This is a genomic window from Glaciimonas immobilis, assembly GCF_011947285.1.
Taxonomy (GTDB): Bacteria; Pseudomonadota; Gammaproteobacteria; order Burkholderiales; family Burkholderiaceae_D; genus Glaciimonas; species Glaciimonas immobilis.
Window position 1 is genome coordinate 379,441 of sequence record NZ_JAAOZT010000001.1, and the last position, 26,590, is coordinate 406,030.

At 48.9% G+C, this 26,590-nt stretch carries 23 protein-coding genes; 12 read left to right on the forward strand and 11 right to left on the reverse strand.

Annotation, left to right across the window (positions count from 1 at the left end; translation table 11 throughout):
* Positions 1-31 precede the first annotated feature (31 nt).
* Together HAV38_RS01685 and HAV38_RS01690 are read right to left on the reverse strand one after the other, a co-directional pair.
* Positions 32-2,104, reverse strand: a complete 2,073-nt coding sequence (locus HAV38_RS01685) for a M13 family metallopeptidase (RefSeq protein WP_168051765.1) — start codon at positions 2,102-2,104, stop codon at positions 32-34.
* A 163-nt stretch (positions 2,105-2,267) separates the two neighbouring features.
* Positions 2,268-3,023, reverse strand: coding sequence for a hypothetical protein (locus HAV38_RS01690; protein ID WP_168051767.1), 756 nt, complete (start codon positions 3,021-3,023; stop codon positions 2,268-2,270).
* A gap of 453 nt (positions 3,024-3,476) precedes the next feature.
* Here HAV38_RS01690 and HAV38_RS01695 point away from each other — a divergent pair, with 453 nt between their 5' ends.
* Together HAV38_RS01695 and HAV38_RS01700 are read left to right on the forward strand one after the other, a co-directional pair.
* Entirely contained in the window at positions 3,477-4,772 is a 1,296-nt protein-coding gene (locus tag HAV38_RS01695) for an MFS family transporter (RefSeq protein WP_168051769.1), read from the forward strand.
* 51 nt (positions 4,773-4,823) lie between these two features.
* Positions 4,824-5,132 (forward strand): c-type cytochrome, encoded by a 309-nt coding sequence (locus HAV38_RS01700; RefSeq protein ID WP_168051771.1) that lies wholly within the window; start codon positions 4,824-4,826, stop codon positions 5,130-5,132.
* A gap of 124 nt (positions 5,133-5,256) precedes the next feature.
* Here HAV38_RS01700 and HAV38_RS01705 read toward each other — a convergent pair whose 3' ends face one another.
* Positions 5,257-6,402 (reverse strand): branched-chain amino acid ABC transporter substrate-binding protein, encoded by a 1,146-nt coding sequence (locus HAV38_RS01705; RefSeq protein ID WP_168051773.1) that lies wholly within the window; start codon positions 6,400-6,402, stop codon positions 5,257-5,259.
* Between the two features lie 541 nt (positions 6,403-6,943).
* Between HAV38_RS01705 and HAV38_RS22060 the strand changes: the two genes are divergently transcribed.
* The 4 genes from HAV38_RS22060 to HAV38_RS01725 all read left to right on the forward strand — a co-directional run bounded on the left by HAV38_RS22060 (position 6,944) and on the right by HAV38_RS01725 (position 11,471).
* On the forward strand, positions 6,944-7,435 hold the full coding sequence (locus HAV38_RS22060) for a pilin (protein WP_168051775.1): 492 nt from the start codon (positions 6,944-6,946) through the stop codon (positions 7,433-7,435).
* A gap of 228 nt (positions 7,436-7,663) precedes the next feature.
* Complete coding sequence (locus HAV38_RS22065) at positions 7,664-8,128, forward strand: pilin (protein WP_168051777.1); 465 nt, start codon at positions 7,664-7,666, stop codon at positions 8,126-8,128.
* Positions 8,118-8,378, forward strand: a complete 261-nt coding sequence (locus HAV38_RS01720) for a hypothetical protein (protein ID WP_168051779.1) — start codon at positions 8,118-8,120, stop codon at positions 8,376-8,378. Before HAV38_RS22065 ends, HAV38_RS01720 begins: the two co-directional genes overlap by 11 nt.
* A 1,113-nt stretch (positions 8,379-9,491) precedes the next feature.
* Complete coding sequence (locus HAV38_RS01725) at positions 9,492-11,471, forward strand: autotransporter domain-containing protein (protein WP_168051781.1); 1,980 nt, start codon at positions 9,492-9,494, stop codon at positions 11,469-11,471.
* Between the two features lie 193 nt (positions 11,472-11,664).
* Here HAV38_RS01725 and HAV38_RS01730 read toward each other — a convergent pair whose 3' ends face one another.
* A complete protein-coding gene (locus tag HAV38_RS01730; RefSeq protein ID WP_168051783.1) occupies positions 11,665-12,810 on the reverse strand; it encodes a branched-chain amino acid ABC transporter substrate-binding protein in 1,146 nt (381 codons plus the stop codon).
* Positions 12,811-12,991: 181 nt separating this feature from the next.
* Between HAV38_RS01730 and HAV38_RS01735 the strand changes: the two genes are divergently transcribed.
* Positions 12,992-13,501 (forward strand): Lrp/AsnC family transcriptional regulator, encoded by a 510-nt coding sequence (locus HAV38_RS01735; RefSeq protein ID WP_168051785.1) that lies wholly within the window; start codon positions 12,992-12,994, stop codon positions 13,499-13,501.
* A gap of 513 nt (positions 13,502-14,014) precedes the next feature.
* On the opposite strand, the gene HAV38_RS01740 is transcribed toward HAV38_RS01735, so the two are convergent.
* From HAV38_RS01740 to folD, 6 genes are all read right to left on the reverse strand, one after another.
* Positions 14,015-15,331 carry a D-amino acid dehydrogenase gene (locus HAV38_RS01740; RefSeq protein WP_168051787.1) on the reverse strand — a complete coding sequence of 439 codons (1,317 nt, stop codon included), beginning with the start codon at positions 15,329-15,331 and terminating at the stop codon, positions 14,015-14,017.
* A 122-nt stretch (positions 15,332-15,453) separates the two neighbouring features.
* Positions 15,454-16,023: a hypothetical protein gene (locus HAV38_RS01745; RefSeq protein ID WP_168051789.1), complete on the reverse strand. Its 570-nt coding sequence runs from the start codon at positions 16,021-16,023 to the stop codon at positions 15,454-15,456.
* 60 nt (positions 16,024-16,083) lie between these two features.
* Positions 16,084-16,509, reverse strand: coding sequence for a DNA polymerase III subunit chi (locus tag HAV38_RS01750; protein WP_168051791.1), 426 nt, complete (start codon positions 16,507-16,509; stop codon positions 16,084-16,086).
* Positions 16,510-16,530: 21 nt separating this feature from the next.
* Positions 16,531-17,160, reverse strand: a complete 630-nt coding sequence (locus HAV38_RS01755; RefSeq protein ID WP_245182135.1) for a glutaredoxin family protein — start codon at positions 17,158-17,160, stop codon at positions 16,531-16,533.
* 381 nt (positions 17,161-17,541) lie between these two features.
* Positions 17,542-19,644 carry a M3 family metallopeptidase gene (locus HAV38_RS01760; protein WP_184013413.1) on the reverse strand — a complete coding sequence of 701 codons (2,103 nt, stop codon included), beginning with the start codon at positions 19,642-19,644 and terminating at the stop codon, positions 17,542-17,544.
* Positions 19,645-19,647: 3 nt separating this feature from the next.
* A complete protein-coding gene (folD, locus tag HAV38_RS01765; protein WP_168051793.1) occupies positions 19,648-20,493 on the reverse strand; it encodes a bifunctional methylenetetrahydrofolate dehydrogenase/methenyltetrahydrofolate cyclohydrolase FolD in 846 nt (281 codons plus the stop codon).
* A 502-nt stretch (positions 20,494-20,995) separates the two neighbouring features.
* Between folD and gshA the strand changes: the two genes are divergently transcribed.
* The 3 genes from gshA to HAV38_RS01780 all read left to right on the forward strand — a co-directional run bounded on the left by gshA (position 20,996) and on the right by HAV38_RS01780 (position 23,842).
* Complete coding sequence (gene gshA, locus HAV38_RS01770) at positions 20,996-22,585, forward strand: glutamate--cysteine ligase (RefSeq protein ID WP_168051795.1); 1,590 nt, start codon at positions 20,996-20,998, stop codon at positions 22,583-22,585.
* Positions 22,586-22,702: 117 nt separating this feature from the next.
* The gene (locus HAV38_RS01775) at positions 22,703-23,191 is read left to right on the forward strand and encodes a MarR family winged helix-turn-helix transcriptional regulator (protein WP_168051797.1); all 489 of its coding nucleotides are present in this window, start codon (positions 22,703-22,705) and stop codon (positions 23,189-23,191) included.
* A 225-nt stretch (positions 23,192-23,416) separates the two neighbouring features.
* Positions 23,417-23,842, forward strand: a complete 426-nt coding sequence (locus tag HAV38_RS01780; protein WP_168051799.1) for an organic hydroperoxide resistance protein — start codon at positions 23,417-23,419, stop codon at positions 23,840-23,842.
* A gap of 632 nt (positions 23,843-24,474) precedes the next feature.
* Here the strand turns inward: HAV38_RS01780 and HAV38_RS01785 are convergent.
* Positions 24,475-24,876: an MbcA/ParS/Xre antitoxin family protein gene (locus HAV38_RS01785; RefSeq protein WP_168051801.1), complete on the reverse strand. Its 402-nt coding sequence runs from the start codon at positions 24,874-24,876 to the stop codon at positions 24,475-24,477.
* A gap of 782 nt (positions 24,877-25,658) precedes the next feature.
* Here HAV38_RS01785 and HAV38_RS01790 point away from each other — a divergent pair.
* Both HAV38_RS01790 and HAV38_RS01795 read left to right on the forward strand, forming a co-directional pair.
* On the forward strand, positions 25,659-25,979 hold the full coding sequence (locus HAV38_RS01790; protein ID WP_168051803.1) for an antitoxin of toxin-antitoxin stability system: 321 nt from the start codon (positions 25,659-25,661) through the stop codon (positions 25,977-25,979).
* On the forward strand, positions 25,963-26,223 hold the full coding sequence (locus tag HAV38_RS01795; RefSeq protein WP_245182136.1) for a type II toxin-antitoxin system RelE/ParE family toxin: 261 nt from the start codon (positions 25,963-25,965) through the stop codon (positions 26,221-26,223). The genes HAV38_RS01790 and HAV38_RS01795 overlap by 17 nt, the downstream gene beginning before the upstream one ends.
* Positions 26,224-26,590: the final 367 nt, after the last annotated feature.

Genomic DNA, 26,590 nt, shown 5'->3' on the forward strand with positions numbered 1-26,590 from the left:
GCCGCCATCGGCCACAAAAAAAACTATTCCGTCACCACATGATCACGCGTTGGTCCGGCGCTAAATACATCTTGTCACCCGGCTTTACATTAAACGCTGCGTAAAATCCCGGTTGATTGGCCAGTGTGCCATTGCCTCGGAACTGCGGCGGGGAGTGCGGATCGATTTTGACGTAGACGATTGCTTGCGCATCGCGTACCTTGCCGCGCCAGACTTGCGCCCAGCCGAGGTAAAAACGTTGATTACCGGTCATGCCGTCAATGACGGGTGCGGTCTTGCCTGCCAACGACAATTGATACGCTTTGTAGGCGATGGTCAGTCCCGAGTTATCGGCGATATTTTCACCGAGGGTGAGTTCGCCGTTTAGCTTATAACCCGGCACCGGACTATACGCGCCGTATTGGGCTACCAGTGCTTTGGTTTTGACGGCAAATTTCTCATGGTCGTCTTTGGTCCACCAGTCGCGGAGATTACCGACCTCGTCGTATTGGCTGCCTTGATCATCAAAGCCATGGCTGATCTCATGTCCAATCACCGCGCCGATGCCGCCATAATTGGCCGCATCATCTGCCTGCGCGTTAAAAAACGGCGGTTGCAGGATTGCTGCGGGGAACACGACTTCGTTCAACTCTGGATTGTAGTAGGCGTTGACCGTTTGCGGCGTCATGCCCCATTCGTCGCGGTCCACCGGCTTGCCTAGTTTGCTGATATTGCGCTGATATTCAAATACGTTGGCACGAATAATATTGCCGATCAGATCGTCTTTTTTGATTGTGAGTTTTGAGTAATCACGCCATTTTTTGGGATAGCCGATTTTGGTCATAAGCGTAGAGAGTTTCTTCTCCGCCTGCACCTTGGTCGCCGGTCCCATCCAGTCTAGCGTATGAATACTCTCACGATAGGCTGCAATCAGGTTGGCGACCAATTTTTCCATCCGTGCTTTATTTTCAGGCGGAAAATATTGTGCCACATAGAGCTCGCCGAGGCCCTCGCCCACGGTATCTTCTACCATTTTCACGCCGCGTTTCCAGCGTGGTTCGTTTTGTGGAACGCCGCGCAATACGCTACCGTAAAAAGCAAAGTTTGCATCCACGTAAGGTTTTGATAGGGAAGAAGAAAAGCGACTCAGCACGTGCCATTTAAAATACGCTTTCCAGGCGGCCATCGACGTTGCCTCAATGACCTTATCAAAGCCTTCGATATAACTCGGTTGACTGACGATGACATATGAAATTTTATCCTTCAGACCTGATTCGAGCAGATAGCTTTTCCAGTCGTTGTGAGGTGCCAATGTTGCCAGCGCGCCCAGTTCGACCTTGTTATAGGTTTTGACGGGGTCTCGGTTTTGGACCTTGGTCCATTGCACTTTTGCCAGTGCGGTTTCAAGCGCCAGAATGCTAGAGGCGCTTTCCGGTGCGTCCTTGTCACCTGCAAGCGCCAGCATCTTCTCGATATGGGCGAGGTATTTGATCCGTGTATCTTTGAGCTTGACGTCGTCGTCTTTGAGGTAGTAATCACGATCAGGCAGGCCTAATCCGCTTTGTCCCAAATCGACAATCACCTTGGTCGAGTCTTTGGCGTCCTGATGGATGCCAATGTCATACGGTACCTTGACGCCAATGCGCGATAGCTGCGCGATCATGCCCGCGATTTGTTGTTTGTTCTGCAGCGCGTCTATCAATGCGAACTGATGGTTCAATGGCGTCGCACCCAGTTTATCGAGAGTTGCTTCATCCATGAAGCTGGCATACATGTCGGCGATTTTTTGTTCATTTGAGCCGGTTATTACTGCTTTGTTCTGAGTGGCGGCATCAACAATAGCGCGCAACTGATTTAATGAGTTTTCGCGCAGCTCGTAAAAAGATCCCCATGACGACTTGTCGGCGGGAATCTCGGTTTTTTTCAGCCATGTACCGTTGACGTAAGTGTAAAAATCATCCTGCGGGCGCACCGTCGTGTCGACGTTTTGCATGTCGATACCGGATACGAGAGGACTGGCAGTGGCAATTATGGCCGCGGCGTGAGCGGAGGGAGCGTTATCAGCAGCGCTGTTGGCGGTTGTCATCAAGGTGAGTCCTGCGGCGGCTATGAGGGTTTGCGTCATAATACGATTCACGAGAAAAGAATCCTTTACGAGATTAATCGAAAATTTATTCGGAAATTAACCGGCGATAATGAACCTGTATGCCTGCGTGCGCAAGGCCTGCGAAGTCTGCGCAGCCCAGAAGAGCAGGGGCGGGCATCCAGGTGAAATAGCATTGTACTGATTACTCTAGCCGATACGTGTTTTCGCGTGTCGGCGGTCCAGCAAAATCGCTGCCGACCGCATACAGGGAAATCACGATTCGGTCAGGTTCGGTGGTTCTGCTGAGGATGATTTTGCTCACTGGAATTTCATCAAGGACACATTTATTGCGCCGGTCAATTCGCAACTCTACCATTGAGTCGGTGGTTGCCACAATGGTGTGATTGACACGTTTGCAGGTCGGTGAGTTGATTATCTTCTCGGATACCGATAGCACTTTGTTCGTGACCAGATCTTTGTTGGTCGCATCCGGTGTCAGGCTTTCAGCCCATGTTCCTTCCGCCCATTGTGGCATTGGAAATCCTGAAAGCGATACGGACGAGACGGGCGTAGCCAGCAGGCTGGGGAATACATCGTGCGCCATCTGACGGGTCAAGCTAAGTTTTAATCGAGAATTTTTTATAACATCCGTCACTTTTAGTGTTCTGACCTCGTTGCCATTCAGGCTAATCGTCAAATCCTGATTCACGGCGCTGCGCGAGACTTCTTGCAAACGTTGCGTTGCGGCAGGGGTGAGTTTTACGCTAAGTACCACAAACTCTGAGTTGTGTTTTGCCTGATCTTTAATATTGAGGTTGATTTCTGCAAAATCATGGTTTGACGAAAAGTCAATGTTAGCGGCGTTAGCGGCGTTAGCGGCCATGGCAAAGATTGCACCCGTCACGAGCGCCACCAGTTTCCACCGTACGGACGTCAATTTCTTGAAGTTGCGGATCATCGCTATCCCTCCATTGAATTAATGTAGGACTTATGCAAATGGCCTAGCCCTGTGCTTCGGGTCATCTATGCCGCTCGACCGATAACGCGCCAATAAAATCTACTATCTTTGAGCGGGGAAAGTAGGCGAAGTTCATTGTCTGATTAGCAAAAAAGTTAGCGTTACGATCGCGATGCACCAAATTAGTTGTTTTTCTTATAATGCAGCAATACAAATATTGTCCAAATGCGTACAAATTTGCGGCCACCGGGCGAGGAAGAATATATTATGCGGAATCGCAACAAAACTAGTGGCCTTCCCCGACGTTTCAAAAAGGACGCCACAGACTCATGGAACCGCTATTCATGGAGCCGCTATTTTTGCCAGTTCAGGTATTGGTCTGGCCGGACTATTCCGCAAGTCGTTGTGTAAGTTGTTGTTTATAACGTTGTTTACAATAAGATAGGATGACACATGGCGCAGCAAGAACTTTCCCCCGCCCAGGATCGCCGTAAGCGCATTTTTGCGATTGTCGGCGCCTCATCCGGCAATCTGGTTGAGTGGTTCGATTTTTATGTCTATTCATTTTGCGCAATTTATTTCGCGCCCGCGTTTTTTCCTAGTGGTAACTCCACGACGCAATTGTTAAACACCGCGGGCGTATTTGCTGCGGGATTTTTGATGCGCCCGATCGGCGGCTGGATTTTCGGACGGCTCGCAGATAAGCGCGGCCGTAAAACCGCCATGATGACTTCCGTGTTAATGATGTGCGCCGGATCCCTGGTGATTGCGTTTTTGCCGACTTACGCCACCATCGGCGCCGCGGCACCCGCATTGCTACTCTTAGCACGCTTGTTGCAAGGATTGTCGGTCGGCGGTGAATACGGGACCAGCGCTACCTATATGAGTGAAGTCGCGCTTAAAGGTCAACGCGGATTTTATGCATCGTTCCAGTATGTAACGCTGATCGGTGGGCAATTGCTGGCGGTGCTGGTGCTGGTGATTTTGCAGCAGTTGTTGACGACCGAGCAGTTGAAAGACTGGGGCTGGCGCGTGCCATTTGTGCTGGGCGCCTGCGCTGCGGTGGTAGCTTTATATTTGCGTCGTTCGCTCAATGAAACGTCAACCTCCGACTCACGTAAAAATAAAGACGCCGGAACCATCGCTGGCCTGATGAAGCATAAAGTCGCGTTCATGACCGTCATCGGGTTCACCGCCGGTGGCTCGCTGATCTTTTACACATTTACCACTTACATGCAAAAGTATTTGGTGAATACTGCCGGTATGAGCGCCAAAACGGCCAGCGCGGTCATGACCTTCGCGCTGTTCGCGTACATGTTGATGCAGCCTTTATTTGGCGCATTGTCGGATCGTATTGGACGTCGCACTTCGATGCTCTGGTTTGGCTCGTTGGCAACGCTGGCGACGGTGCCGATTTTGCACGCGCTGGCCGATGTCACCAATCCTTACGCTGCATTTGGATTGGTGATTCTGGCGCTGGCTATCGTCAGCTTATATACGTCAATTAGCGGTCTGATCAAGGCAGAGATGTTTCCGCCGGAAGTACGCGCCCTCGGTGTCGGTCTGTCGTATGCGTTAGGTAACGCCATTTTTGGTGGGTCGGCGGAGTTCGTTGCGTTGAAACTGAAATCAATCGGCATGGAATCGACGTTTTACTGGTACGTCACCGTACTGTGCGCGATTGCATTGATTGTTGCCATACGCATGCGCGACCCCTCCAAAGAAGGTTACCTGCGCAATGAAGATTAATTTAAACTATTAAACCTGAGCAAGATCAGACGTTTAAACGGAGATAGAAGCATGAAAAGTAAAGTATTGATGTGCGGAGTAGTCGCGTTGCTGGTATCAGGAAGCGCATTGGCAAATGCCGATCTTGCTAAGGCCAAGAACTGCATGGCCTGCCATTCGATAGGCAATAAAATTGTAGGGCCAGCTTTTAAGGACGTCGCAAAAAAGTATGAAGGCCAACCCGATGCAGAAGACAAGCTGGTGCAAAAAGTATTGAAGGGCGGGTCAGGTTCTTGGGGAATGATTCCAATGCCTGCCAATACCCAGGTCAGCGATGTAGAAGCACACACCCTCGTTAAGTGGATATTGGCTCTTAAATAAACTTGTGGCGGGTTGGTATTCAAAATATGTAGTGCTGAGTCAACAGCCTCTAAGGCTGTCGAAGGATCGTAGCGGGAGAGGTTGCGCCCGCTACTTTTTATTTTGAAAAGCTGCTCTTACTCGTTTACTTCGTCACCCCAATAATCGTGCGCTGTCCGCCTTTATAGGTGTACATGGTCAGCGTCGCGTTTTTCATGTCGCCATGCCCATCAAATGCAATCGTGCCGGTCACGCCTTTATGGCTGATCTTGGCCAATGCTGGTAAATACACTTTGGGATCGGTTGAGTTGGCCTTCTGCATCGCCTCCACCATCGTCATCAACGCGTCATAGGCATACGGCGCATAAATAACTACGTCGTGACCATAGCGCGCCTTAAAGGCGGTTTTAAACGCGTCCAGCGCCGGTCTGCCAGCATCCTGAACGCCTCCCGCCTCAGCGCAGATAACCTGATCATCCGCCAGGCCATCACCTGCCAGCTTCGGTAATTGCGTGGTGCAGATCGCATCTCCACCCATCATCTTGGCTTTGATACCCAATTGCTTCATCTGCCGCAGCATCGGCCCTGCGCCAGCATCCAGGCCGCCGAAGAAAATTACATCAGGCTTCTTGGCCTTGATCGAGGTCAGGATCGCACTGAAGTCGGTCGCCTTGTCGTTGGTGTACTGGGTCGCAACGATCGTTGCGCCCGCCGCTTTTGCACGTTTGGTGAACTCCTGCGCCAGACCTTGACCATAGGCCGTGCGGTCGTCAATCACCGCAATTTTTTTTGCGTGCAGCGTCTGTACTGCGTAACGTCCCAACGCACCGGCTAATTGACCGTCGTTAGCCACTACGCGAAAGGTTGTGTTATAGCCTTGCTGCGTATATTTGGGATTGGTGGTGCCGGGAGATATTTGGGGAATCCCTGCATCGTAGTAAATCTTCGACGCCGGAATACTTGTACCCGATTGCAGATGGCCGATCACGCCTTGTACTTTTTGGTCCACCAGTTTTTGCGCGACAGCCGTGCCTTGCTTAGGATCGCCGGCATCATCTTCTGTCAGCAAAACGAACTTTATTTTCTTGCCGCCTATGGTGATGCCTTTGGTATTGAGTTCTTCGATCGCCATATTTGCGCCGTTCTGTAAGTCCTTGCCGACGTAAGCGATAGGGCCAGTAGTTGGGCCAACTTGCGCCAGCTTAACGATCTGCTCCTGCGCCAATGCCGCGCCAGAAAACGCGAATGCAATGACGGTCGATAAAGTAAAAGTGTTTGTTTTCGATAGCACCGTGGATTCCTCCTGTTAGTTCAGATTTGATTGCGGATAAATGGCTACGCATCGTTGATGCAGATATTGCAGCGCACCTGTTTGTATGGTCAGCAACGTGAACATTGCCAGCAGCGCGTGCAACCAAGATAGGTTAAGCGATCCCCGCATTGGACGCCATTACACGCATAGCATGGTGAATGTGCTTTTGTTCTCGCTCTCCCCATTTTCTCGCTCGAGCTTTGAGAATTTTGGTGAAGCGGTCAACATCCAAATAATAATATTTATATGGCGAGATGCGAGATAAATTTATTTTTTTAGGTGTTTTACTTAGTTTTGCTTAACTAAGTAAAACACCTAACTTTGTCGGGAGGATGGGCATTTTGTGTAACTCTGCGTTTATAATTTATCTCACATTAGGTGCGGTGAATACTGAAAAATATCTAGCAATATTTGAGGGATCGCGCCTATACGTTTCTGACCCGTTAATTTCATATTAACAGGGTTATTTTTTATATAAATTGCGTGTCGTCAATGACGCCAAATTGGGAGATAACTAAATATGAAATTTGCACAATACAAACGGAAAGTGCAACGCGGGTTTACGCTGATTGAACTGATGATTGTTGTGGCGATTATTGGTATTTTGGCTGCTATTGCTTTGCCTGCTTATCAGGATTACACGGCGAAGGCGAAATTTGCAGAAGTAGTTTCTATTGCGAGTGCTTACAAAACGGCTGTGGCTGTGTGTATACAGTTAACCGGTGGTACAACGGGTTGTGACTTAGCAAAGAATGGAATTCCAGCTTCGCAACAAACTCCCAATGTTACGGAAATTAAAGTCGCCAGTGGAATGATCACAGTAATACCTTCTTCTAAGCTGAACCCCTTGTCCACGTTAGTGCTGGAGCCAGAAATTGGCGTTGCTGCCGTTAAGTGGAATACCGGTAAAAGCGGATGTCTAAGAGCTCAAGAAAAAAATGGTGACAAGGGCGTTGCAGTACCGGTTCTATGTGAATTGGTAGGCCCCGCCGAAGCTTCTAGTGCTAGTTAATTTCCCATAATATTATAATTTTTTGTGGCGATATATTAAGCGTACAAGTTAAAATTTTCAGTCAGATATTGCAACTTTTTTAAGTTTAATGGAGTTCTTTAATTAACTGTCGCATGGCATTCCAAATTTCCCCTCGCGAAGGTATTTTATAGCTGTTATATTTTCCACGACGTTCATATTTTTTAATATCCGTGTGGAAGAATAAACGAAAATTTTCTTGGAGATTCTATGAGAATTTCTCAATATAAGAAGCGCTTTAAGAAAGGATTTACGCTTGTTGAGTTAATGATTGTTGTCGCGATTATCGGTATCCTTACGGCGATCGCGACGCCAGCTTATCAAGATTATATTATAAGGGCCAAATTTGCAGAGGTTATCGCGATAGTGGATGCGTATAAAGTTTCGGTCTCCATGTGTGTTCAAGTGCTGGGTGATACAGCCGGTTGCAATGCCGGTTCGCATGGCATATCAAAGACCCAAAAGACAACGTATATAGAGAGTGTTCGGGTGGTTAACGGAAGTATTGCGGTCTATCCCTCAACCGAACTCAACATAAATTCCACTTATGTTCTTCAAGCGAAAAAGGGTGCGGGCGCAATTACTTGGTCTAACGACGGCAGCGGATGCCTAGAGGCGCACCCTAAAATTAAGGATGAAGGTAAGAGGGTGCCAATACTTTGTAATGCAACATAACTTTATTAAATCCCGGCGAGGCCAAGTTAGCGAAAAATCATTTGAAGCTTCGGTCCTTTTATCCTTCTTCATTGCTCTCATTGCGACCAATAATCATCAAAATAGTAAAAAATTATTTTTTTTAAAAAATGTACATGTAAAACGTGATGGTATTAATGTGCTCGTATTCCCTGCAAGTTCTCTTCAGGATAAGAACTATCGCGCCAATGTCGCTAAAGTGAATGAAATTAGTATGCTAATCATGCGTTGAACTGAAAGTCTGAACGCTATTCTTAAAATGACGTTTTACGTCAATAAATTGCGACCTCGCTCGGCGTGCTGATTTAGCCATCCGGTAATCACGTGCAATTGGATTGTTTCGAAACTCGGAAATTTATTAGTATGAATCTGGCTGAACTAAATGGTCTGGAGTGCATTAGTAATTTAAACTAACTCCAGATAGCCCTTAAAAAATGAGGCTCGAGCCTTTAACGGGTGTGCAAATCTAGGACGGGTATTGATCCCAACCAGTAAACTCAATGACGTGACGCCGTTGCAGTCGGTGCGCAATATAACAGAGCTTTGATTGGGCGGTAATGGATCTACGGAATTATAATCGTCCGCCAAGATCATGGGGCCAGTAGACGAGGATGGCAAGCCGTTCAATTTAGATGTGCGGTTTAAGGATGATGGTGTTTACAAAGACGGTGCCCTGACGTGGGGCAGCCGGGGAAAGATAAATCGGCATTCTTTCGCGGAAGTCATTCATGCGAATTTATAGATGATCCGGATGCCCGCTAATCGAGGGACATTGTCCATCCCTGGCGTTTGACGGGACGATAACGCAAACGCTAATAGCGTAAATTATTTAAGTATTCAGATGCAATAAATGAGTCGTCTTTTGGCCCCTGAGCGTAATGCCAGGGGTTTTTTTTGCGTTTCGATATCCAAGGTCCCCAAGCAGAAAAATATTAAATATTTGATGCGAGCAATCCCCTTAACGTGAGCGTTGCGGCCAGTCAGGAACTGGTCCAGATATCCAGTCTGGGGTGAGTTATCTCACCTCCCCGTTCTTGGAAGAGGGCACGAACTTCATGCGAGTGTCAACGAAACCGGCAGGGGGGTCAATTCAGGATCGGCATCAACATGCAGTGAAATGAACGGTCAAATCAGAACATCACAAAGATTAGTAATCTTTGTGATGTTTTTCTTCACATAATATAAAGTCAACGTTGCAAAAGTATAAACATTCGATTTATGATTGAAGTGATTTTGTTTTTTCTAAAACGGTTCGATTATTTCCACATCTATCAGGCTTATCCCTTCAAATTACCGCGCTATCGCCGCCACCATAAAATCTATAAATCATTCTAGGAGAATTACTTTGGCACTACTCCCATTTGCTCGCTCCCGTACCGCATCTTTTTTCTCCTCGCTCTTTACTCCGCGGCTGGACCTTCAGGCCCGCAAAGCGTTATGGACAATTTCTACTGTTAGCGCCAGTATCGGCATGACTCTTTGTATGACGCCCGTAGCATCGGCTTCGAATTTTTCACAAATGGTTTTTTTTGGCGACTCCTTAATGGATAGCGGTTTCTATACCGGCGTCGGGCAACAGCCGTCCTTCACGACCAATCCTGATTTGATCTGGACCCAACTGCTGGCGCGTAAAAATGGCTTAACCGCTGATCCGGCCTATGTGCTTACGCCGAATGGCGTTGTACCTTTGAACGGGACCAATTATGCGATTGGTGGTGCCCTGACGAGCCAGCAGTCTTTGGATCCTGCCAGCGGATTTCTCACCCCTTCAGTCACAGATCAGGTTAACAACTATTTATCGAGCCGCCCTAAAGCAGACAAAAATGCGCTTTACAGTGTGTGGGCAGGCTCCAATGACGTTTTTGCGTACACAACGCTGAATCAAGCTGGCCTTGGGGACCCAGATCCGGCGGTACAGGCCGCCACCGCGCAAACAATCGTGGGACTAGTCGCGGGAGAAGCTGTGAATGTCGCCGGTTTAGTGGGGACGCTACAGCGTGCCGGTGCAGGTAAAGTACTGGTATTGAATTTGCCGGATATCGGGAATACGCCATTAGCGGCCCAACTCGGACTGCAACAATTGTGGACAGCGTCAGCCTACACGTTTAATCAAACGTTGAATCAAAGCCTGAACCAACTAGGTGGCAACATTATCGCTTTGGACGTCTTTAGTTTGCTGGACGAGGTCATTCGTAATCCTGCGCTTTATGGCTTCAAGAATGTCACATTGGCTGCTTGCACCACGCCTGATTCAGGGACTTGTACCGCTGCTACCTTGGTGGAACCTAACGCGAATATGACGTATCTGTTTGCCGATAGCCTGCATCCCGGCGGTGCGGCGCAAGCGATCCTCGCGCAATATGCACAATCGGTATTGCTGGCACCTACACAGATCAGCCTGTTGGCTTCGGCACCGCTGGTCGCCACACAAGCACAGACGCTAGCCATTGATAATCGTTTGAGATTGTTCGGGTCGGCACCGGTAAACGTAGGCAAGCCGGAAGCCTACGCGGTGGTTGGAAATACCCAACGCAACTACGGCAAAACCGACAATATGCAAGGTCTGGATGGCTCGGCCACCAGCGCTACAGTGGGAATCGATTACGCGATTAATCAACAGTGGATGATCGGCACCGCGTTTGGTTACGGTCAAAATAAATCGAATTTCGGTAGCAATACCGGTAGCTTTAAGCTGGATCAAGCCATGATCTCCGGTTATACCCAATACCGTGATGGCGCGTGGGCCGTGAGCGCGATCGGCCTTGCAGGCCTGCTTCAATACAACAACGTCACCCGCAGCCTTATGTTGGGTCAGGCCCTGCGAAAAGAGAAGGGCACCACTGCGGGCGATCAATTGCTTCTCCGTTTAGGCGGTCAATATGACTTTGCGTTTGGCGCTGCAGTATTGAGCCCCATCGCTAATTTGACCTGGCAACAAATCAAGGTCGAGGCCTATGACGAGAGAGGCAACGACAGTACGGCGATGCATTTTGATGCGCAGACCCGCATATCGTTGGTTTCCAGTGTGGGGTTGCAATTGACCGCCAATCAAACCATGTGGGGTTTTCCGATTCAACCATTTGCAAAACTAGCGTGGGACCGAGAATTGAAAAACACGCCGAACGAAGTCCGCGCGCATGTGATCGGCATGGGGGGTAGTTTTGGTATGCCTGGTTATCAAGGTGCGGCAAATACGACACATCTGGATCTCGGCGCCAATATCAAACTGGCATCCGACACAACTGCTTTCGTGAATTATAGCGGCCAGTTCGCAAGCGGTAATAGAGCCAATACATTTCAACTAGGCGTCGCGAAATTGTTCTAAATCGTTTGGACTTCAAAAAAAAACGCCCCGGCATGGAGCCGGAGCGTTTTAGGTAGTTCTAAAATGATGTTTTAGTCGTTAATTAAACTTGCCAGCGTGAATCAATATTTCGATTCAGAGGACGCGCCAGAACTGCTGACACGACCCGCTAACATCTTAAATTATTGACGCAGTAACGTCATTATTTAACCACTTACTTTGTCACCGCCAGCAACGTACGTAAGCCACCTTTGTATGTGTACAAAGTCAAAGAACCGTCTTTGATATCGCCTTTAGCATCAAAAGCGATATTGCCGGTGACACCTTTGTGGCGAATCTTGGCGAGGAAAGGCAGATACTTTTTAGGGTCGGCTGATTTGGCTTCTTGCATCGCCTGAACCATGGTCATCAACGCGTCGTAGACGTACGGTGCGTAAATTACAACTTCTTGATTAAATTTCTTTTGGTAAGCGACTTTGAACTCTTCCAGCGCTTTTTTACCAGCATCAGGAACACCGCCAGCTTCGGCGCAGACTACCTGATCGTCTTCCAAGCCAGCACCGGCTAATTTAGCCAGTTCTGTCGTACACAGGCCATCACCGCCCATGAACTTGGCTTTGATGCCCAGTTGTTTCATTTGACGCAGCATTGGACCGCCAACAGCATCCATACCGCCGAAGAAAATCAGATCCGGATTTTTGGCTTTAATTGACGTCAGAATAGCGTTGAAGTCGGTTGCTTTGTCGTTAGTGAATTGGGTCGCTACGATATTAGCACCGTCTTTTTTTGCGCCTTTGGAAAACTCGTCGGCAACGCCTTGACCATACGCAGTACGATCGTCAATCACCGCGATATTTTTAGCATGCAGTTTGTCGACAGCGTAACGGCCTAAAGTACCGCCCAGTTGGCCATCGTTAGCGACTACGCGGAACGCAGTGTTGAAGCCTTGCTGGGTATATTTTGGGTTAGTCGCAGATGGAGAAATCTGCGCGATACCTGCATCGAAATAAATTTTGGATGCAGGGATGGTCGTGCCAGAGTTCATGTGGCCGATCACGCCATTGACGTGCGCATCGACTAATTTCTGAGCAACTGTCGTTGCCAGTTTAGGATCGGATGCATCGTCTTCACCGTCGAGTACAAATTTTACCTTTTTGCCGCCGATCATGGTGCCTTTGGCATTCAACTCATCGATCGCCATTTTGGCACCGTTTTCGTTGTCTTTACCAATGTGTGCATTCGGACCTGTAAGTGGGCCGACGTGGCCAATAGTGACGACCTGTTCTTGTGCGAATGCCGATCCAGCAAGCGCTAATGCAATAGCACCGACTAGTGGAATCATTTTGGTCTTGATCTGCATGAATTTCTCTCCTGAGGATTTAAAATAATACGTAGTACTACAAAGCAATACAGGCGGGCAAAAAACTTTGTTCCTCCGTTTGCAGCTTATTAGGTTGCTGCGAACATGCAAACGGTACATCATAAAAAACAGTTCGCAAAGCGGTTTTATGCGTTTTTTTTGAATCACTCACACTTCTCATATGACCAAACACCATGTTCTGGATAAGATAGATCGCAAGTTACTCAACTTGTTGCAGCTTGACAATCAGGTGCCCACCCGGACCTTGTCCGATAAGGCGCATATTTCACAACCCACTTGCTTGCGCCGCATCCGCGACCTGCGCGAGGCTGGCGTCATCAGCGCCGATGTCTCTTTAGTCGATCCAGTTGCCCTCGGCTATGGCATGCTCGCGTTTCTCGAAATCTCTCTCAACAATCAGTCGGATGAACATATGGAGGAATTTGAACTCCGTATGAACAAGGAAGCCGAGGTGATGCAGTGCTATTTTGTGTCTGGCGATTATGATTATTTCCTGGTGGCGCACGTCGTGGATATGGACGCTTATTATCAATTCGTAAGGCGGGTTATTTCTGGTTCTGGCAATGTTCGTCACTTCCAGTCACGGTTCCCAATGAAGCGGGCAAAATTTGTTACCCGGATCGCCTTTGATGAAAAAGTCGCGACGATTCAGGTCAAAGCGCCAAAATAGCGCTGCGCCCTTAAATGAGGCGCAAGACCGACAAAACCGGTGCATGCTTGTTCATTCAACGCATTCGCCCGGGTCAGGTTGCAATATCCGGGCCATGTGCGCCGCACATCAACCATATAGGCATTAGTCAATAATCAACCAATAACCGGTTACGACTTAACAGTAGGCGACGAAGCTGAATTAACGGATATGCGGCATCCGCTCATTGTTGACAGTTAATCCCCTTCAGGCAAGAAGACGCATAAAAAAAGACCATCCCGGGTTTCGGAATGGTCATGTGATGTGCGTCGGATAAGTCCCGCAACGGCGCTCAGCTTGTCCGGCATAAGCCGCTGTTGTCGGATGTGTTTGAAAACGAAGTGTTAAAAACGTATACCCAACCGTAGCACCTGCGAAAAATTATTTCATGGTCCAGCTGTCGGTTCAAACGACGGGCCTTGCTTGTAGCATGCAGGTACGATAATTTTCTTTGCAGCGTATTTCACCCGCGGTAATCTTAAGGTTTTTCTTAAGTCACGCCTGGACTTCGCGTGTCTGACCTGTAGCATTAGGAGTGCGTCGTGGCATACCGGTAAACGCAAAATCAATCTCGGGCTGCCGACCGGCGATGATCTCGGCAATGGCGCGACCCGAGCCGCATCCCATCGTCCAGCCTAGCGTGCCGTGACCGGTATTGAGAAACAGATTGGCTATCTTGCTCTTGCCGATATACGGAATATTGGATGGCGTTAGTGGGCGCAAGCCGGTCCAATAGGTCGGATTGGCATAATCGCAGGCGTCGGGAAATAACTCACGGGTACGCCGGGTAATCGCTTCGCATCGAGTGGTGTTGAGCTCGCGGGTATAGCCGTTTAACTCGCAGGTACCGGCAACCCGCAAGCGGTCACCCAGGCGTGATATCACGAGCTTGTAACCGTCGTCCGTCAACGAGACGCTAGGTGCAGCGGCAGGGTTGGTGATTTTGTAGGTGGCGGAGTAGCCTTTACCGGGATAAATCATCAAATTAATGCCCAGCGGCTTAAGCAATTGCTCCGAAAAGCTACCCATGGCGACCACGAACTTATCTGCGTGTAGGACTTCGTGCTTGCCGTCGGCGTTGATAATTTCAACGCCAGTGATTTTGGTATCGGCGCCGCTGCCATTAGTGATCAGGCGCGTCACCGTAGTATTGAACTGAAATCTGACGCCGGCGTCTTGCGCCCTGTTTGCCAGGCCGGTGGTGAACTTGTAAACGTCGCCGGATTCATCATTGTCAGTATAGTCACCGCCGACGATTTTGTCTCGGATGCGTGCTAGTGACGGCTCAATTTTGACGACCTCATCTGCGCTGATCGAGTTGCGCGGACAACCCAGATCGCGCATCAATTTAGCCGCGGCCAGCGAGTCGTCGAATTCTTTTTGCTCGGTATAAAAATGCAGAATCCCACGCACCAGATGGTCGTATTCGATGCCGGTTTCGGCGCGCACCGACAACAATGTCTGGCGGCTGTATTCGCAGATGGCGACGATTTGGCGAATGTTGGCTGCGGTGCGTGAGGGCGTGCATTCACGCAGAAAATTCAGCGCCCATTTCCATTGGAGCCATTCTGGACGAAAGCGATAGAGCAGCGGTGCATCTTCTTTGCCGAGCCATTTCAAAACCTTCAGCGGTGCTTGCGGATTAGCCCAGGGTTCCGCATGCGATACCGAAATCTGACAGCCGTTAGCAAAACTGGTCTCTTGCGCTGCACCTGACTGTCGGTCAATAACGGTAACGTCGTAACCTTCTTTGTTCAGGAACCATGCCGACGATGTACCGATAATACCGGCCCCTAATACAATCACTTTCATGCGAAATCTCCAAAATTAACTAAATTCGTATGAAGGTATTGTAAGAAGTTCTAGATTGTTTAGGTGTTCAATGTTGGCCTCTAATTTTTCAATAATGATCTAACATCTTTAGTTTTTGATTATTAATCGAAATTTTCTAATTTATATTTTGTTTTTTGAAATTTTGTCACTTCGATCGCTACGGCTTGAGAAACTACCTCGTTCAGCGTCTGATGCAAACCGGCTTTGATTTGATCGGTCAGGCCTTGGATCGCGGTTTCTATCGCCCCTGCAAGTGAGTCGCGAATACGCTGCTCGATAACCAAATCGATCCGGTCCTGCAACTGTCCCAATATTTTTTGATGCAGATCCTGTTCGAGTTTTCCCCAATCGGGCTTCGGATCAACCGCTGCCGACAATGGTAACAATGCCGGATAGGCCAGTTGATAGGACAGACCGTCGTCGCTAAGCGTAATCGCGTCCTCCAGCGAGAGTGTCGGCCAGTCGTCCTCAAGGTGCTGGCTTTCCTCGTGCTGATTGTCTGCTGGCGGGCTTTCTTTGGCCTGCATCGCCTTGTGCTGGTTTTCTTCGGGATGATTCGCCGTGTGCGTGTCCTGCGTTTCTTTAGGCGGATTGCCGACATGCTCCTCTTCAACTGGAGTGATAACCTCGGTCAGAAGGGGGATACCGGCGTCAAGCGATTTGTTGTTCATTACTTTCCTCCGGCATTTTGCTGCCTGTTTGTTGCGTCGTCCGGGTTCCGCTTACAGTACCTACGCGTTGGCAGCGATCGAATGTGTAAGCGGATAGCCGCGTTGTTGATAGTATCGATAGCGTTCACGGCCATTAGTCTTGTCGATCTCATCAAGGGTGACAATCTCAAACATACGTTCAAAACGGGCGAAATGGATAGGCGTCTTTCCCGATAAATTAATCAATATCTGATGATGCGGCAAAGTGACGTCTTGATCATGGACCAGAATGACGGGCGTCTCTGCCGCAAGCGGGTCTTCCGCCGCCACATGCGGCAAAAAATCATATTCCGAGAAGGTCCACAGTGAGCGATCAAGATGGCCTGAATCGCTTACATTGCTTGTTAATATAACAATATTTCGTTGCGCCGCACGTGCTTTGCGCACCAAGCGACAGGTGTATAAAAACTTGTCAGGTATGTTAGTGTGAAAATCGATATGCGTCATAGTTTGCTAAGGTTTTACGGCTTAAAATCTAAATCCGGGCGGCGCGCTAATGGGGGCGGGCAAAGATGCACCCTTACTGGCATTCGGATCCGAATTGTCGTTGCCAGTATCGTCAGTGCGGGATTTTACAGGCGGTGCGGCAGGCGCTTTTGCACCATTGCGATAATTTTTTGGCAATCGATTTTCTTGCGGATAACCGGCGGCGCTAATCGCTGCTTGCCAGCCAACTGCTTCAAATCCATTTTGCTTATTGCGCCCGATCAGCAAAAACGGTAATTGCCCCCCGCCGCCGACTGCCTTCAGGCGCGCGATGTCTTCGTTGGTGCTAATTGTTTTTTCTTTGTAGGGAACACCGCGAACGTTGAGCAGGGTGCGACCGTCATCGCAAGGAACGCAGTTGTTGGCGGTATATAAAACGACTGGATTGCCTTTGTTGGCTTGCGCCAGATCGTAGGGCAGTTCGCTGACATCGGTATTATTATTATCGAGCGATTTTTTGACGACCACATTGCCATTTTTTGGAGGCGTGTCGCTGTAGGTGACATGACCGTCTGCGCCGATGGATTTATAGAGTTGCCCCTGTGCAGCAGAGGAGGCCAGCAAACATACCATCAGGCCTGCTGTTGCAAATAATGATACTGCCAGTTTCATCTGATACCTTTATATGGAAGAACGCCTTTTTCTTGCTGAACTCTCACTACGTAATTCGTTTGGCAGGATTCATTGTATGACACTGCGATCCGACTCGCGCCATACCGGTACCAGTCCAATTCGGCGCGTCTGGGACGCTCCCCCATTGAGCTACGCGTTGTGCTGACCATTATGCCAATCATTGCCGATTTGAAAAAGCGAAAAAATGTGCCAGCTGCGTGTTGGCACTTAAAATGATCGAGGTTAAAAGCAAAAGCGCAGGATGCTGTAATGGCATCCTGCGCCGGATTCATTGCTAAAGCGTTCTTACCATTGCAATACTTATTTGAATACTGGTGCCAAGCTTATTACCAGCTTATATTTCAGCTTATATTCCAGTATTTATGCTGCCATCCCGCTATGCCGTAATAATGCATCAATATTGGGTTCTCGACCACGGAAGGCTTTAAACGATTCCAACGCCGGACGCGATCCGCCCACCGCCAGAATTTCTCGTTGAAATTTACTGCCCGTTTCTGCCGAGATCACATTACCACCATTGGCGACTTCTTCAAAGGCACTATAGGCATCAGCGGATAACACTTCGGCCCATTTATAACTGTAATAACCCGCTGCGTAACCACCGGCAAAAATGTGCGAGAAGGAGTGCTGAAAGCGATTGAACGCAGGCGGACTAAGGACAGACACTTGCGCGCGGACCTGATTAATCAGGTCTTGAACGCTTTGGTCACCGGACGGATCGTATTTGTCATGCAGATGCATGTCCAGCAGTGAGAACTCGACCTGACGCAGGGTTTGTAATCCGGACTGAAAGTTTTTTGCGGCGGTCATTTTGTCGAATAGCGCACGCGGTAATGGAAGGCCGGTGGTGGCTTCAGCGGTCATGTTTTGCAGAACCTCCCATTCCCAGCAGAAATTTTCCATAAACTGAGAAGGCAGTTCGACTGCATCCCACTCTACGCCGGAGATGCCGGAAACGCCGATCTCATCAACTTGGGTCAGCATGTGATGTAAACCATGGCCGAACTCATGGAATAGCGTGATTACTTCGTCGTGGGTAAACAGCGCAGGTTTGGTTTTGCCATCGACTACTGCGGGTGCCGAGAAATTGCAGGTCAGGTAAGCAATCGGTGTCTGAATGTCGCTCGCATCATCCAGCTTGCGACGCGCCCGTGCATCATCCATCCACGCACCGCCCCGTTTGCCCTGCCGCGCATACAGGTCCAGGTAGAACTGACCGAGTAGCTTGCCTTCTTTTTGAATCTTAAAAAACTTTACATCGGGATGCCAGACCGGCGCGTCATCGGCGCTGATTTCTACTGAAAATAATTTTTGCACTAAGGCAAATAATCCTTGTACGACTTTCGTTTCTGGGAAGTATTGCTTTACTTCCTGCTCCGAAAACGCGTACCGTTGTTCACGCAATTTTTCTGACGCATAGGTGCTGTCCCATGCTTCCAAAAGATCGATGCTGAGTTGGTTCTTGGCAAAATCACGCAATTCTGCCAGGTCTTTTTCAGCGAATGGACGCGCGCGCCGGGCGAGGTCTTCCAAGAAATGGATCACTTCTTCCGGCGATTTAGCCATCTTGGGAATCAGCGACAATTCGGCATAACTTTTGAGGCCGAGTAATGCTGCTTCTTCGTTGCGTAGTTTTAGGATGGAGATGATATTTGGGGTGTTATCCCACTCAGGTTTTCCACTTAGTTCGGATGCTTTGGTGGCGTTGGCACGGTAAATTTTTTCACGTAATTCACGACTGTCGGCATATTGCAAAATAGGAAAATAAGAAGGGAAGTGCAGCGTAAATTTATACCCTTCTTTGCTGTCTTTTTGTGCCGCTGCCTGAGCGGCTTGCTTTACATCGTCCGGCAAGCCTGCGAGTTCGCTTTCGTCGGTGACAAATAGCGTGTAGTCATTTGTTGCGTCGAGAACGTTCTCCGAAAAGCGAGTCGTCAATGCGCCATGCTTCTCTTGGATAGCGGCGAAACGTGTTTTTTCGGCGTCGGCGAGTTCAGCACCGCCAAGTCGGAAATCGCGCACGGCGTTCTTGATAATTTTTTGACGTGCCATCGACAAGGTGGAAAAATCGGTGCTGGTTTCTAGCGCTTTGTACTTGTCGAATAGCGCTAAATTTTGTGATAACGAAGTCGAAAATTCAATGAGTTTAGGCTGATTTTCGTTATACGCTGCGCGTAACTCCGGGCTATCCATCACCGCATTCAGATGCCCGACTATCCCCCACGCCCGCCCGAGATTTTCTGTCGCGTTTTCAAGCGGCGTAACAAATGTGTCCCAGGTAACCGATGCCTGTGGCGCTTCCAGTTGCTTGACGACAAGGTTGGCCTGCTCCAGCAAATAAGCGATGGCAGGTGTTACGTGTTCTGCTTTGATCGTGTCGAAGTGGGCCAGACCGGAAAAGTCCAGAAGGGGGTTGAAAAGGGGGGTGTTTAGGGGCATATCTGGTGCGGTGGTAGATGTCATGGATTAGTTTCTTTCTGCGGCTTCAATCGTATTGACGAGCAGCATAGTGATGGTCATCGGCCCGACGCCGCCCGGCACCGGGGTGATATAGCCCGCAACTTCTTTGACGTTGGCAAAATCGACATCGCCGCACAGTTTGCCACTGTCATCGCGATTCATGCCAACGTCAATGACGACGGCACCCGGCTTGACCATATCGGCGGTGACAATATTCCGTTTGCCGGTCGCAACGACCAGAATATCGGCGTGACGCGTATGGTGACCGAGATCGCGGGTCTTTGAGTTGCAGATGGTGACAGTTGCCCCCGCTTGCAAGAGCAGCATCGACTGCGGCTTGCCGACGATGTTGGATGCGCCGACGATCACTGCATGCGCGCCGCGTACCGGATAGTCGATCGACTCAAGCATTTTCATCACGCCATACGGTGTGCAAGGGCGAAACAGGGGATTGCCGGTCATTAACAGGCCGGCATTGCTGACATGAAAGCCGTCTACGTCCTTGGCAGCGGCGATTGCTTCAATCACTTTATGGGCGTTAATATGTGCCGGCAATGGAAGCTGGACCAATATTCCGTGAATGTGCGGATCCTGGTTAAGCGCATCAATGCGCGCCAGCAAGGCAACCTCGGTCAGGTTGGCATCGTATTTTTCAAGAACTGAATGCAGTCCATTGTCTTCGCAGGCTTTGACCTTGTTGCGGACGTAGACTTGTGATGCAGAACTGTCGCCTACCAGAATGACCGCCAGACCCGGGCGTTTGCCCAGAGCGGTGAGGGCAGCGGCGCGTGTGGCAACATTTGCACGTAATTGTTTCGAAAGGAGATTTCCGTCAATGAGGTGAGCTGGCATAGTGGGGGCAAGAAAAAGCGAATTAAAACGAGATTATAAAGCGTCGTTCGTTAAAGGGCGTTTGAACTGGCAGTTCGACGTTAATAAGTTGGTTTATAAGTGTCCCGGTAAGAATATAAGTCAGGTTTGATGGGCATGCAGAAATGAGAGGACCAACAAAGGGTCAAAGAAGATTGCGGTTAAGCGGTTATTAGGGCTGGCAGGATTTTCGCCTCGCAAATCTGTTAAATATAAAATTATTTTTTGAAAAACAGAATGTGACGCCATATACAGCAAGTTGGGAGCGGATTATCCTTGTGGCAGGCTTTCGGCCTGAAGGGATGGGAGTCCGCTACCGCTCTCCGGCTGCCACGGCTTGGGTTGAGATTTTTTACGGATAGTAAGGTTGGGTTATCTGACGCGTTCTTGGATTTTCGGCTATTCTCGCGTACTACAGGATCACCCGATAACAATCGCCGCAAATAAGAACAAAAATCGGTAAGGCAAATTTAAAGGATTCGAATTGACAAATTATTACACCCGCCGTCTGGCCTTACTGGGACAAGAACAGCATCGTGGTTTGCTGAGCAAAGGTTTACGCGGGATAGAACGTGAGACGTTACGTGTCAATCCAGATGGTAAGTTAGCACTCACTCCGCATCCACGCGCGTTGGGGGCGGCGTTGACGCAGCCCCAGATTACGACTGATTATTCCGAATCGTTACTAGAATTCATCACCCCGCCTGAGAATGATGTGGCGCTGGTCATGGAAGAGCTTGATGCCATTCATCGATTTGTGTTCGCGCAATTGGGCGATGAAATGCTATGGAGTGACTCCATGCCATGTGAGTTGCCGGACGAGGAACAGATTCCTATCGGCTGGTACGGCACATCTCATATAGGCATGCTAAAACACGTTTATCGCCGCGGTCTGGCGCTACGCTATGGCAAACGCATGCAATGCATCGCGGGAATTCATTATAACTACTCGCTAGCGGAGAATATCTGGTCGGTACTTCAATCGGAAGCGGGTGAGGCGACTTGTACCACCAAGTCTTTTCAATCGGATGGTTATATTGCACTGATACGTAATTTTCGTCGCTATAGCTGGTTGTTGATGTATTTGTTTGGTGCCTCACCGGCGTTGTCCAAGAACTTTCTTGTTGGTCGGGAGCACAATCTCAAGACGCTGGACGATGAAACCCTGTATCTGCCTTTCGCCACCAGCTTGCGTATGAGCGATCTGGGTTACCAAAGCAAGGCGCAGGCTAACCTGACGCCGCACTACAATAATCTTGATAGCTATATCAAAAGTCTGGCACGGGCAGTTAGCCAATCCTATCCTCCGTATGAGGACATTGGCACTCACCGCGATGGCGAGTGGATACAAATTAACACGAATATTTTGCAAATTGAAAACGAGTACTACTCCACCATTCGCCCCAAACGCGTGATTAACAGCGGTGAACGGCCAATTCAGGCCTTATCCGCGCGCGGCGTTCAGTATATTGAAGTGCGTTGCATGGATATCGATCCTTTCGAGCCGACTGGCATTAGCCTCGAGACGGGACGTTTTCTGGATGCATTCCTGCTGTTTTGCGCGCTCGATGACAGCCCCTGTACCAGCGATGAAGAAAGTGTAGAGAACGTTGAAAACTTTGCTAAAGCGGTCAAAGAAGGGCGGCGTCCGGGATTGGAGCTACAGTACAACGGTTCTGCTATAACGTTGCAATCGTGGGGACTAGCGCTTCTCGAAAAGATTTCCGCCTCTGCAACGTTATTAGATGCTCAGCGCGAGGATACCCAGCACGGTGACGCGCTGGAACAGCAACGTCGCAAATTATTGTCGCCTGAGTTAACGCCCTCTGCACGTGTGCTGGCGGCAATGCAAGAGCATAACGAAACCTTTGCCCAGTTTGCACTACGGCAAAGCAAGCAGCACGCGGCGCAGTTCCGCGCTCATCCGCCAAGCGTAGAAGAAAATGCCTATTTCACGGAGATGGCCGCTAAGTCTCTGGACGATCAGGCGCAAATTGAGCAGACGCAAACCGGCGATTTCGAGACTTTTGTAGCAGCTTACCGTGCCAGTACGCTTGGCAATATGAGCGTTTAGCCGATAACGACGAAGGCGAAGTGGCGTGGATCAACGCCGCTTCGTTACCGTTTGCGAGCTTGTTAGCAATAATTAAATTGCTTGCAATTTAATAGTGCGCGGTATATTATTTAAATCATGGAAACGCACAACGCAAAACATATCAGTAGCACACCGAACCCGGAAGTGTTTGGCGCTAAAAGCTTGCTGCTCGATAATCAGTTGTGTTTTGCATTATATTCTGCGTCATTGACCATGACCAAGATTTACAAGCCGCTATTACAAGAATTGGGCGTCACTTATCCGCAATATCTGGTCTTGCTTACGTTGTGGGAGCGTGACGAGGTTACTGTTTCTGAAGTGGGCGCTCGTTTATTCCTAGACTCCGGCACATTAACGCCTTTATTAAAAAGATTGGAAGCAAGCGGGTTTGTAAGACGGCAGCGCGCAGCTAAGGACGAGCGTCAAGTCATCGTTAGCTTGACGCCAAAGGGAATCGATTTACAGCAACAGGCGCGCTCAATTCCTCAGGAAGTTAGTTGTGCGGCACAATGTTCGATGGATGAATTGCGTACCTTGACCAGCCAATTACAAAGGCTACGCGCCGCGATGGCGGAGAACGTTTAATCTCCTGCGACTTGCGTGGAACGGTGGTTTATGTTGCAATAAAACAGTTATTTTAATTGCACACAATTTTATTGTGTAAAACAAATTTATTTGGAAGCATGTGGTTTTGTCATTGTAATGTAACGAATTTAGACTATTTTTATCCGAGCTATTCAGTAAGGCCGACTGATCGGTTCAGCAGGATTCTTAGGCGGCCATTTATTAATTTATATAGAGGAACTCACCATGTCAGTCGAAACCATTCTGTTTACAGCATCAGCCACAGCAACCGGCGGTCGTGACGGTCGTGCAACATCAGCCGACGGCATTATTGACGTAAAACTAACCACACCAAAAGAACTCGGCGGCGCAGGCGCAGCCGGTAGCAATCCAGAGCAATTGTTCGCAGCTGGCTATTCAGCTTGCTTTATCGGCGCAATGAAATTCGTTGCATCGCAAGACAAAATTACTTTGCCAGCAGACACTTCCATTACCGGCCTGGTCGGTATCGGCCAAATCCCAGGCGGCTTCGGAATTGAAGTAGAACTGAAAATTTCACTCCCCGGCATGGACAAAGCGGCAGCACAGACTCTAGTCAACAAAGCGCACCAAGTGTGTCCATATTCAAACGCGACGCGCGGCAACGTTGACGTTACGTTGACGCTGGTTTAAACAATCCCCAATAATTTGTTGTGATGTCGCGGCGCGGGCCGACTTTTTCCGGCGTTGCCCGCCACACGCACTGCGTAGCAACGGGCGCCATGCATTGCATCCGGCCAAGTGCGCCGTCTATTCACTATAAATTGTTGAGGGCTAACTAATGTTGTAATGTAGTTTTTGTTTAAGGCCAATTATTTATTTAAAAATGGTCTGAGGCGGAAACAAAATGAAGCGCGCTACGGAATCCGTGACGCGCTTTTTCTCATGGAGTCGAGGATATAAAGCGCGGAATCCATGACGGATTTTTGAAAAAAATACAAGAAATATGACGATAATGAATTTTTCAAAGAGTATCTTCTAAAAATAATTTAGCGCCTGCATCAACACAGATTCTTTTGACCATCGTTGGCACCGTTTAGAAAAATACGCTGGCCCGAACATTAAAGCGGTGCGACAAAGCTTTAATCTGATGCATATGCATATTCAATGCGTGCTTGCCTTGTAATGCACCGCATCCTCTGAGCACCGGTCTTTGGCAGGGTAGATGGGCGCAACCGATGGTGCGCTGATCATTCGGTACTTGTTACCGCAGATACGCAACTGACGCCCGCTCGTTGCAGATGGTGAACGGATTTTAATGGGTATCAGGTCTCAAAGCGCTGATCCAGTAGCGCATCAACAAGTGTGCACCCGAGTACCGACTTAATGGCTTCGAGCGGGGTATCGCCATAGCCGCGCAAGCCTACTTTTTTAGCTTGCAGCCACTTAATGGCCGCTTCCTTATTTCCAAATTCAATAACAGTTCGACGTACAATCGCCTCCGTCCGATTCCGGTCCTCGAATTTGACCTCTCTTATTGCCGAACTGGTTGCCGAACTGGTTGCAGAACTGATTGCAGAATCGATTTTGCAATCGCTCGGCTCGGCCGCAGAAACAGTATCACCGATAGAATCACGATCATAATTTGCACGCGTTTTGGTGTGGCATCTCCTGGATGAGCATCGCCAAAAAGCTTCCCCGGTACGCGCATTGTTACGATTTGGCATATGGCATCCACAATCGCACCTGACGGCCGTTTCAGCCACAGAATCCCGTGTTCTTTTGGGCGCAACGATAAAACGAATAAGCGCGTTCGGGACATCACCATTTACACCCCATCCGCCCTTTATAAGGTCAAGCGTCGCCCCATGGGCCTTAGCAAACGCCATCATGGCAGGAGGAAAAATTAATGCAGTTCGCTGTATTGTCATCACTAATTCTCATCCGCCTCGAAGATTGAAATGCTCTTCACGAAAGCTTAATAATTAATAACAAGTTCAGCATTCATATTTCGAACAAGGAAAATTCAACAATATATTTTTCGTATTCTGGTAGCTTTGGGGCGCTGCCCACAGAAGGCTATCTATAAGGGTTTTGCGAAAGTTGTGCATCCTCGTTTACTTTTATTAATGAAGTTTATTTCCGATTTGCCGCGCTACATTCCTGCCTTGATCGTCGCTGGCCAAAGCAAACAGGAACAAACAGGAACAAACAGCGCCCGTCGCTGGATTGCTCCCAACGATGTCCGACCTGTTTTTTTCGTGCGAATCATCGTTAGATTCGTATGGCTGCCTTTACATTCGATGGCCAATACTGGGCCCTCAGCTAGCTCTGCGACAAAGTCCGGACAGAAGTAATCGGCGGAGGTGGGTAACTCAAATGAAAATTTCCCCTGCCGTTCTATGTTGCGCACCCATTGCTTGACCCGGCGTTGGCGTGGAGGGTCGCACCATGCAGATAGTACTTAAAACGTACTTACTATGTAAGTACATTAATGTTAGGGTAGATCATGCTAAAAGAAGTAGTTTTCACTACGAAACTGGAGTGGGATTTACGCGCCGATTTTATGGCCGAAGCGGATGCTGCCCACCGCTCAGCATCGCAGGTTCTTCGGGAGCTGATGCGTGAATTTATTCAACGGCAACGCGTAGCGCGGGATTACGATGAATTTCTGCGCACTAAGGTGGAGGCCGGCCGTGCTTCGAAGCGTGCCAGCGTTGGTCGATCAATTGAAGAGGTTGAAGCCGAATTCGCCGCACGACGCGCGCTAAAGAGGGGGCCTGAATGCGAATGTCAATTGGACACCAGAAGCAGTGCAAGACCGGACTGATATATGGAATAACATTTCGGAAGACAGCCCACGTGCGGCAGCTCGAATGAATGAACTCTTCAGTGACGCAGGCAGCAGACTTGTCACCCATCCACAACTAGGAAAGTCGGGAGCTATACGAGGAACGCGCGAGCTAATCGCTCATGAGAATAATCAATTGCCATTGAGCAATGCGATTTGCTATCTATTAAAGTTGCCATATCCAGTGCCGGTGCTTTTTCCGGAATGCTTCGTTGGCATCTAAAAACGCGTTCTCAGACGTTTTTACCGACGTTTTGTGCAATCTCAATACTCCAGCGGTTGAATCCCAACCCTCGTCCAGCGTTTAAGCATTCGCAATGCATCGATGCTAACAAAGGGGCAAATGTTTACTTGATCGCAGTTCGCACTATTAACATAGTCCGCTCTGCGGCGATTTTGTGCTTCTAAGTTCTTCAAGTTCCATACTCGATAACATTCTTGCTACGCCTCTCTGCGTTAAAGCGCTCTTAACAAATAAAATCAAACGTGAATGTTTCAGATTATTATCGGTCAAGATATTCTTCGATACTTTGCCTGATTCTTTTGCTTGTCTCAGTCTTGATAAGGTATCTTGTTTACGACTTGTGAGA

Excerpts from the sequence above, each read along its gene's own strand:
- HAV38_RS01775 (WP_168051797.1), top strand. The coding sequence starts at position 22,703 with ATGGAAACGCACAACGCAAAACATATCAGTAGCACACCGAACCCGGAA.
- HAV38_RS22065 (WP_168051777.1), top strand. The coding sequence starts at position 7,664 with ATGAGAATTTCTCAATATAAGAAGCGCTTTAAGAAAGGATTTACGCTT.
- HAV38_RS01690 (WP_168051767.1), bottom strand. The coding sequence starts at position 3,023 with ATGATCCGCAACTTCAAGAAATTGACGTCCGTACGGTGGAAACTGGTG.
- HAV38_RS01700 (WP_168051771.1), top strand. The coding sequence starts at position 4,824 with ATGAAAAGTAAAGTATTGATGTGCGGAGTAGTCGCGTTGCTGGTATCA.
- HAV38_RS01755 (WP_245182135.1), bottom strand. The coding sequence starts at position 17,160 with ATGAAACTGGCAGTATCATTATTTGCAACAGCAGGCCTGATGGTATGT.
- HAV38_RS01735 (WP_168051785.1), top strand. The coding sequence starts at position 12,992 with ATGACCAAACACCATGTTCTGGATAAGATAGATCGCAAGTTACTCAAC.
- HAV38_RS01720 (WP_168051779.1), top strand. The coding sequence starts at position 8,118 with ATGCAACATAACTTTATTAAATCCCGGCGAGGCCAAGTTAGCGAAAAA.
- HAV38_RS01730 (WP_168051783.1), bottom strand. The coding sequence starts at position 12,810 with ATGCAGATCAAGACCAAAATGATTCCACTAGTCGGTGCTATTGCATTA.
- HAV38_RS01745 (WP_168051789.1), bottom strand. The coding sequence starts at position 16,023 with ATGAACAACAAATCGCTTGACGCCGGTATCCCCCTTCTGACCGAGGTT.
- HAV38_RS01785 (WP_168051801.1), bottom strand. The coding sequence starts at position 24,876 with ATGCCAAATCGTAACAATGCGCGTACCGGGGAAGCTTTTTGGCGATGC.
- HAV38_RS01790 (WP_168051803.1), top strand. The coding sequence starts at position 25,659 with ATGCTAAAAGAAGTAGTTTTCACTACGAAACTGGAGTGGGATTTACGC.
- HAV38_RS01695 (WP_168051769.1), top strand. The coding sequence starts at position 3,477 with ATGGCGCAGCAAGAACTTTCCCCCGCCCAGGATCGCCGTAAGCGCATT.
- HAV38_RS22060 (WP_168051775.1), top strand. The coding sequence starts at position 6,944 with ATGAAATTTGCACAATACAAACGGAAAGTGCAACGCGGGTTTACGCTG.
- HAV38_RS01685 (WP_168051765.1), bottom strand. The coding sequence starts at position 2,104 with ATGACGCAAACCCTCATAGCCGCCGCAGGACTCACCTTGATGACAACC.
- HAV38_RS01760 (WP_184013413.1), bottom strand. The coding sequence starts at position 19,644 with ATGACATCTACCACCGCACCAGATATGCCCCTAAACACCCCCCTTTTC.
- folD (WP_168051793.1), bottom strand. The coding sequence starts at position 20,493 with ATGCCAGCTCACCTCATTGACGGAAATCTCCTTTCGAAACAATTACGT.
- HAV38_RS01750 (WP_168051791.1), bottom strand. The coding sequence starts at position 16,509 with ATGACGCATATCGATTTTCACACTAACATACCTGACAAGTTTTTATAC.
- HAV38_RS01780 (WP_168051799.1), top strand. The coding sequence starts at position 23,417 with ATGTCAGTCGAAACCATTCTGTTTACAGCATCAGCCACAGCAACCGGC.
- HAV38_RS01740 (WP_168051787.1), bottom strand. The coding sequence starts at position 15,331 with ATGAAAGTGATTGTATTAGGGGCCGGTATTATCGGTACATCGTCGGCA.